Here is a 7625-nt window from a genome sequence, read left to right as displayed (position 1 = left end):
ACTCTCCCCACTGACGGGATTGTACGCGGCTTTCATGATGGGTTTGGTTACGTCCATTTTTGGTGGTCGTCCCGGAATGATTTCGGGCGCGACGGGCGCAGTGGCGGTAATCATCGTGGCTTTAGCAAAATCGTACGGCGTGGAGTACGTCTTCGCCACAGTGGTACTGGCGGGCATTATTCAAGTCGCCGCAGGGCTGCTGCGCTTGGGTAAACTGATGCGGCTCGTGCCGCATCCGGTCATTTTCGGATTCGTTAACGGCTTGGCGATCATCATTTTCATGTCGCAACTCGACCAATTCAAGGATGTCTCGGGCGCCTGGCTCACGGGAAACTCGCTTTACGTATTACTGAGCTTGGTACTACTCACCATGTTCATTATTTGGGCAATGCCCAAGTTCACCAAAGCCGTGCCGGCGTCGCTGACCGCCATTCTGGTAGTTTTCGGTATCGTTACGTACTTTGGCATCGACACCAAAACGGTCGGCGATATGGCTTCGATTCAGGGCGGTTTTCCGCCTTTCCATCTGCCAAGCGTGCCGTTTACTCTTGAAACACTCACCATCATTTTTCCCTACGCCGCCATCATGGCTGGGGTGGGCCTGATCGAGAGCCTGTTGACGCTCAATATTATCGACGAAATTACAGAAACGCGTGGGCGCGGTAATAAAGAAGCCGTAGCGCAGGGCGCGGCCAATATTTTGTCAGGTGTTTTTTCAGGAATGGGGGGCTGCGCTATGATTGGGCAAAGCTTAATCAACATTTCCTCAGGCGCCCGGGCGCGGTTATCCGGTATTGTGGCATCAGTAATGCTGCTGGTCTTCATTATGTTCGGCTCGGGCTTAATCGAGCGACTGCCGATGGCGGCCCTCACGGGGCTGATGATCATGGTGGCTATTGGCACCTTCGAGTGGGCCAGTCTGCGTACTTTTAACAAGATGCCCAAGTCCGACGTTTTTGTGATGGTACTTGTAACCATGGTGACCGCGCTGCTGCACAATCTGGCCCTGGCCGTTATCGTGGGGGTCATCATCGCTGCGCTGGTCTTTGCCTGGGACAACGCCAAGCGCATTCGCGCCCGCAAGCGATTCGACGAAGACGGCACGAAACACTACGAAATTTACGGACCGCTATTCTTCGGATCGGTGGCCGCTTTCAATGAAAAATTTGACGTGCTGAACGACCCAAATGAGGTAGTAATCGACTTTGAGGAGAGCCGGGTGGTGGATATGTCAGCCATCGAGGCGCTCAATAAAATCACCGAACGTTATCAAAAGGTTGGAAAAAAGGTTCACCTTAAACACCTCAGCCCCGATTGCCGGAAGCTACTGGCCAATGCGGAGGAATTGATCGACGTGAATGTCGTGGAAGATCCAAACTACAAGGTGGCGGTGGATATGGTGTAGTTCCTTCTCAGGACTTCACCTCAATCCCGTATTTGTCAAGCAGCCCTGGCAATCCGGTTAAAGAAAACTTCGCCTTTTTGATCCTATTGTTCTCGGGGTCGAGAGAGTAGTTGAAGGCGGTGCGAAAGTCCGCCTTTTCCAGAACAGTACGGTCGAAAATCGCCCCGGCAAAGTCGCACTCCTGAAAGACGGAATTCGTGAAATCTGCTTCGGTAAAATCTACTTCATGCAAACTGCAATGCCTAAACTTAGACTTCTTCAAGCCTAATTTGTAGAAGGAGGAAAGATTCAACTGACAGCCGTCAAAACTCATACTCAGCAGGAAAGGGTTGCAATTCTCGAAGTGCAGCCCCACCATTTTGCAGTCTGTAAACTGCACTTCTTTAAAGGCCGTATTGATGATTTTTGCCAAACTGAGATTGCAGTCTTCAAACGCGCAATCCACAAAACTCACTCCTGCAAGGTCGGAATCGGCCAAATTACAGTTCCTGAAAGTGCAGTCGTCGTACTCACCTTTGGGAAGTTTTTTCTCTGTAAAATCCAGGCTTCGGTACGTTTCGTTCTCCACGTAATTAAGGCTCATCCTTCGAGCGTAATCTTCGATCTTAAGCAAACACCCCCGATCGGAGGATTGAACTTGGACACCGCCACGTGAACCTTCTCCACGTCAGGGTACTTTTCACGGATTTTCGCAATGAGGCGGTACGCGATGTGCTCCAGCAATCGGGCACGTTCCTGCATCACTTCGGAGGCAATGGCGTAAAGTTCCTCGTAGTTGACCGTGCCACGCAGACGGTCGTTTTGGGCAGCCAGAGAGAAATCGGTGTGGATCGTGATGTCGAGCGAGTACTTGTTGCCCACTTTTTGCTCCTCGTCGTAATAGCCGTGATAAGCAAAGAATTCTAAGCCTTCGAGTGAAATCGTTCCCATAGGTACGTTAACCGATCTGGTCGAAAAACGAACCTTTATTTTTCGAACTGCCCTTGTCAGTGGCAACCTTGCGGTCCGCATCATCGGCTACGTCCAGTTCTTCGGTAGTTTTGCGGACCTTGGCCATTTTTTCTACTTCGGCCAGGGCCTCATCAGCAGCATTTTTAGCTGTGGGTTTTTCGATGTCATCATCTTCCTGTGCTTTCGATTCCTCATCGCTGCCGATAGCGACCGGCTCTTCTTGTTCGTCGGTCTTCTCAGACTCTTCCCAGGTCGTCTCGTCAGCAGTTTCTGCCACAGCTACTTCCTCTTCGCTTACGACTTCTGCTACCGTTTCGTCTTTCTCTTCACTTATTTGGGCCTCCACCTGTGTAGGTTGGTTAGCGGCTTCCGTAACCTGTTGCTTGATCTCTTCCATCTTTTGAGTAAAGGAAGAGTCTTCGCTGAATTTTTTCTCGAAGCGCTCCACAGTTTCGCTGGTGTTATTGACCAACGATTTGAGCTGCACCACCACGTTGTCGCGGTACTTTTCCATCGCCTTGAAATCGCGCTCCTGGTTTTTGAGCTCGTTGATGATCTCCTCGCGGATGTACTTGGCCTCGTTCTCAGCGTCTTGCACGATCATACTTGCCTTGCGCTTGGTTTCGGCGATGGTCTCGTCCGTTTTGCGGCGCGATTCTTCAAGGTACTTCTCGGCGGCTTTATTAGCCTGTTCGGTAATTTGGCTGCTAGTGTCTTCGGCGGTTTTAAGGGTGCGGAAAAGCGTCATCTCTACATCCCGTAATTTGTTCAATTCTTTCTCAGCAATCTCGAGCTGCATTTTCAGCATCTTGCTTTCGTTCATCACGCGCTCCCATTCCTGCGAAAGTGAGTTAAGGAAGGCGTTGACATCGTCGATGTCGTAACCCCGGAATCCTTTTTCAAAGGTATGCTGTCGAATATCGATGGGGGAGATTTTCATTTTTATGGCCCGTTTTATGGAATATTTCGCTTGGATAATTCGGTTAAGTACCGATTAATATGGCAAATTTCAAAAACAAATTAGCTATGGGCGGTCGGGCTTCGTCTTTCAGTTCCTCAATAACCACGCCAAACCATTTGAGAAAGTACACCCAACTCTGTATTCGGTTGAGGTAGTTTGCCTTTGACCGCTCACTCTTCAATCTCCCAAACCGAAATGCTACGGTCGTCGCTCGCGGATACTAGCAGGTCGTCATGTGGTAACCACAGTAGTTTGTTAATGGAAGTGGCGTGTCCGGCGTGACGGGCGCGGTCCACGACTTTGACAAGTTGAAGGGTATCGGATTGCCATATTTTGATGGATTTGTCCATGCTGGCTGTGGCCAGGAACGCCCCATCGGTGCGGTAAGCTATATCGTTGATGGCGAACATGTGCGCCGGAATATCTTTCACTAAGGCGTAGTCCTGGCTGGCGTCCCACATTTTCAGGTGGGCATCGCGGCTGCCTGTTATCAAGTACTGTCCGTCTGGTGAATACTGAGTAGCGAACACCGAATTGTCATGGGCCGGAATTCTGGTTTTTAAAGTCAAATTGTCGAGATCGAAAATCCCGATACTCCAATCGCTGAATCCGGCGGCTAGTTCGCGGTGGTTGGGCCGCAGGGCCAGGGTGCGGGCGCTTTTACCAGCAGCTTTCAGGTGTTTTTTAATGGCAAAAGACGGAATGTCGATGACTGTGATGACCCCGTCGCTCAAAGCAACGAAGGCCGTTTCCTGCCAGATTTTTATATCAAAAATCGCCGCCGAACTTATTTTCATGGACGCCACGACTTTTTTTTCTACGGTGTCGATGAGTTGAATTCCCTCGTAATTTTGCCCCACCCACAGCAAGCCCGTTGCCGAATCGACCGCCAGCGCGTACACCGACGATTCGACGCGGGCCACCAAATCGCCCAGGTCGGGCTTAGTGACATCCCAGCGAACGACCAGCCCGTCGCCCCCGGCAGAATAGAAACTTTGTCCGCCGGGATCGGCAATTAATGCGTACACGCAGTCGCGATGACCCGAAAAAGTATCTATTTTGCGCACTTTCATAGCAAGAGGGAAAGGTTTTGGAAAACAAACGCAGATGATATGCCGCTCGTTCACGCCGAGAACATCACCGAAGACTGCCGCCTGCTGGTTTGGGAACTCTGCGAATCGGCGGAAGTGCTGCACGAAATGCTGCCCGCCGCCGCGGATTTAATGGGGTTTTCTGCTATTTCACATCCTCAAAAAAAGCGCGAATGGCTGGCCGGGCGAGTACTGCTGGCAAAAATCGTAGCCGAAGCGGGGGAAGTTTTTCAAGGTACCTGGAAGGACGAACACGGCAAGCCGTTTTTAATCGGTAGTCAGCATTACATCTCGATTACGCACACCTTCGACTACGTCGCGGCGGTGATTAACCCTAAATCTCCAGTCGGAATCGATATGGAAAAAAAAGATGACAAACTCCGTCGTACCGCTCGCAAGTACCTGAACGAAAATGAAATGCTTGAAGCGGGGGATTATTTATCGACGCTGTGTACTTATTGGTGTGCCAAAGAAGCACTTTTCAAACTGAACGGCAGAAATAAAGTGAGTTTCAAAAACAATATTGAAATACAACCTTTCGCCCATAATGCGAGGCATTTGCTAGGATCACTCAATGACGACGGCAGGCGTTTGGAATCGGCATTGTATGTGCGGTGGCTAGGGCAGTATTGTTTGGTGGTGGCAGTGTGAGTGCGACCAACAAATTATTTTTGGTGTCTCAATAGGCAGGTGCTATCTACCTACTGTCAAGAATAAATGAGAAGCATTCGCCATCATAGTAAAAACGATTACTTGCTTGTATAATCGTCGCCGAGATGGAAGTCCTTGCCAGCCTTTATGGAACCGCCTTTGATTACGTTCTTTTCGTCATAAGCCGTCGTATCGCCTGTGCCTTTGTCGCCAATGTGTACGTTCCCCTGAGCCTCAATCTGGGCGTCAACCGCTACGTTCTTGATACGGCTACGCTGAACGTTGTAAGCGGCCAGATGCTCGTTTAACTCCTGCGCGAATTGCGGATTCTTGAGTAGCTCATTTAGTTTTGCCTTCAAAACGGCTTCTTTCGCTACGGCAGGGCTGTCTGAATTGACCACCGTTTTGGTGACAGGATCATCCTCCAAAAACCACGAGCTAATCCACTTCATGGAGGCCGTTATGAACTCTTTGGGGAATTTCTTGACCTCCTCATTGTCGAGGACTAAGTCGGTAATGTACTTTAAGGCGGGAGGGATCAGGGAGTCTATCATGATTGTGAATTGGTTTGATTGGATTGAATAATTTGCATAAATCGTTCTTCTCCGATTTGTGTAAGGATGGCATTGAGATAATTTTCTGGTGCATTGGCATTCGGGGAGCCCATTTCAGTAAATAGGTGATACGCCCGCATGAATAAGGGAATTGCCTTTTCTACATTCAAATATTGTTCAAAGTAAATGGCTCCTAAATTAGATGCCGCCGTCGCTATACCGTCAAGGTCGCCGATCTCTTGAGCGTTGGCTAAGCTCAGTTCTAAGTAAGTCAAGGCCTGCTCGTACTGCCCTTGATCGAGGTAAATTATGCCAATGTTGCCGAGCGTCACGCCTTCACTACTCCAGTCGCCGATCTCTTGAGCAATGGCTAAGCTCTGCTGGTAGTAGGTCAGCGCCTGCTCATACTGCCCTGGCCTTTTGTAGATTAAGCCGATATCGTTGAGCCTTCTGCATTCAACGCTCCGGTCGCCGATCTCTTGAGCAATGGCTAAGCTCTGCTGGTAGTAGGTCAGCGCCTGCTCATACTGCCCTTGCCTGCGGTAGATGTCGCCAATGTTGGACAGCGTCGCGCCTTCACTGCTTCGGTCGCCGATCTCTTGAGCAATGGCTAAGCTCTGCTGGTAGTAGGTCAGCGCCTGCTCATACTGCCCTTGCCTGCTGTATATGCTGCCAATGTTATTGAGCGCCACGCCTTCACTGCTCCAGTCGCCAATCTCTTGAGCGATTACTAAGTTCTGCTGATAGTAGGTCAGTGCCTGCATATACTGCCCTTGCCTGCTGTATATGCTGCCAATGTTATTGAGCATCGCGCCTTCAACGCTCCGGTCGCCAATCTCTTGAGCGATTACTAAGTTCTGCTGGTAATAGGTCAATGCCTGCGCATACTGGCCCTGACTAAAATGAACTACACCTAACGAATTTCGCGCATGGGCATTGATCCTAAGTGAGATATTTCGTTCAAGTACTTCCACATTTAAATCCCGGGCTAACGGATACAAACCAATGAGCCGGTAATGATCCTCTAACCTGAAAGCAGTATCAGCGTATTCCTCCCAGGCTTCGGCTTGCTCGAAATAGCCTTTTGCCAGAATTTCATCCTCCCAGGTAGGTTGTTCCTGGTAATAGACCCCTAGCTGGTGCGATATCGTTTTAAACCTATCAAGTGTAGGGTGGCCCTGTTTGCGCATCCATTCCCGGGTCAGGGCGTGTACTTCAAAGACCTGGGCGGTCTCATCCCAAAAACAAAGTGACCAGTCACGCAAAGCCGTTATTACGGGAGCTAAGGCAGCCGGATCTATGGGTAGTACCGCACCGAGGGCTGCCTGCGTGCTGCGGTTGGAAAAGACCGAGGCTACGGTAAATACCTCCCGCTCCTGCGCCGTCAGCCGGTCGTAGATGCGCCCCAGCAGTAAGTTTTCAAAGATTTGCCCCTCCGCCTGCTTAACCAACGTGGACAGGTCGGTTGCGGGGGCTTTGGCAAGAAGCCCTTCCAAAAACTGAAGAGCGCGGGGGTGCCCATCGAACCGACGATGGAGCAGATCCCGCTCGGCCAGCGGAATCTGGCGGAGCGTAGGAGAGAAATTGAGGTACCGGTATTGCTCAGCATAGGTCAGTTTATCCAGCTTCAGGTGAGTCACTAGCCCATCCAGACCCGTAATGGCGTAGCGGGTCGTGAACAGCACGTGGCAGTCGGGCGGGCTATTTTGCAGGAGGTGGCGGATAAATGCCCGTAGGGTTTCCGACACGATGGCTTGCTGCTGGGCGCCGTCGGCATCCGTCTGCACGTCCTCAAAGGTATCTAAAATCAGAATCGTCCGCCGTCCGACCAGGCAATTGTCCAGCAGCAGTTGCAACTTCTGCTCCGGCGCTGTATCCGGGCTGTCCAGCAGAGCTTTCAGCTCGGCGGCTACGTCTTCAGCAGGTTGCGCCCGACTTTTCCACCGGCTAAAAATCTTCTCCAGTATGACGGCTTCCTGAATGTTAGCTCCGCGACTGAACAGCAGCACCTC

At 50.8% G+C, this 7625-nt stretch carries 8 protein-coding genes; 2 read left to right on the top strand and 6 right to left on the bottom strand.

Going from position 1 to position 7625, the window contains the following annotated elements; genetic code table 11:
* On the top strand, window positions 1–1405 hold a 1405-nt coding region (locus tag ACEW8P_RS02635), incomplete at its 5' end, for a SulP family inorganic anion transporter (RefSeq protein ID WP_373511561.1).
* 7 nt (window positions 1406–1412) lie between these two features.
* Here ACEW8P_RS02635 and ACEW8P_RS02630 read toward each other — a convergent pair.
* The 4 genes from ACEW8P_RS02630 to ACEW8P_RS02615 form a co-directional block, all read right to left on the bottom strand.
* Entirely contained in the window at window positions 1413–1988 is a 576-nt protein-coding gene (locus ACEW8P_RS02630; protein WP_373511560.1) for a pentapeptide repeat-containing protein, read from the bottom strand.
* Window positions 1985–2335: a dihydroneopterin aldolase gene (gene folB, locus ACEW8P_RS02625; protein ID WP_373511559.1), complete on the bottom strand. Its 351-nt coding sequence runs from the start codon at window positions 2333–2335 to the stop codon at window positions 1985–1987. The genes ACEW8P_RS02630 and folB overlap by 4 nt, the downstream gene beginning before the upstream one ends.
* Window positions 2336–2342: 7 nt before the next feature.
* Complete coding sequence (locus ACEW8P_RS02620; RefSeq protein ID WP_373511558.1) at window positions 2343–3296, bottom strand: DivIVA domain-containing protein; 954 nt, start codon at window positions 3294–3296, stop codon at window positions 2343–2345.
* Between the two features lie 191 nt (window positions 3297–3487).
* Window positions 3488–4390 (bottom strand): WD40 repeat domain-containing protein, encoded by a 903-nt coding sequence (locus tag ACEW8P_RS02615; protein WP_373511557.1) that lies wholly within the window; start codon window positions 4388–4390, stop codon window positions 3488–3490.
* A 39-nt stretch (window positions 4391–4429) separates the two neighbouring features.
* Between ACEW8P_RS02615 and ACEW8P_RS02610 the strand changes: the two genes are divergently transcribed.
* Window positions 4430–5059 carry a 4'-phosphopantetheinyl transferase superfamily protein gene (locus ACEW8P_RS02610; protein WP_373511556.1) on the top strand — a complete coding sequence of 210 codons (630 nt, stop codon included), beginning with the start codon at window positions 4430–4432 and terminating at the stop codon, window positions 5057–5059.
* A 98-nt stretch (window positions 5060–5157) separates the two neighbouring features.
* Here the strand turns inward: ACEW8P_RS02610 and ACEW8P_RS02605 are convergent, their stop codons facing one another.
* The gene (locus ACEW8P_RS02605) at window positions 5158–5613 is read right to left on the bottom strand and encodes a hypothetical protein (RefSeq protein ID WP_373511555.1); all 456 of its coding nucleotides are present in this window, start codon (window positions 5611–5613) and stop codon (window positions 5158–5160) included.
* A partial coding sequence (locus tag ACEW8P_RS02600) for a tetratricopeptide repeat protein (RefSeq protein WP_373511554.1) occupies window positions 5610–7625 on the bottom strand: 2016 nt, incomplete at its 5' end. The genes ACEW8P_RS02605 and ACEW8P_RS02600, both read right to left, overlap by 4 nt.

Origin of the sequence: Persicitalea sp., from assembly GCF_041751555.1 — a bacterium.
Taxonomy (GTDB): Bacteria; Bacteroidota; Bacteroidia; order Cytophagales; family Spirosomataceae; genus Persicitalea.
The sequence above is the reverse complement of the archived record's forward strand: the minus strand, read 5'-3'. Positions and strand labels throughout refer to the sequence as shown.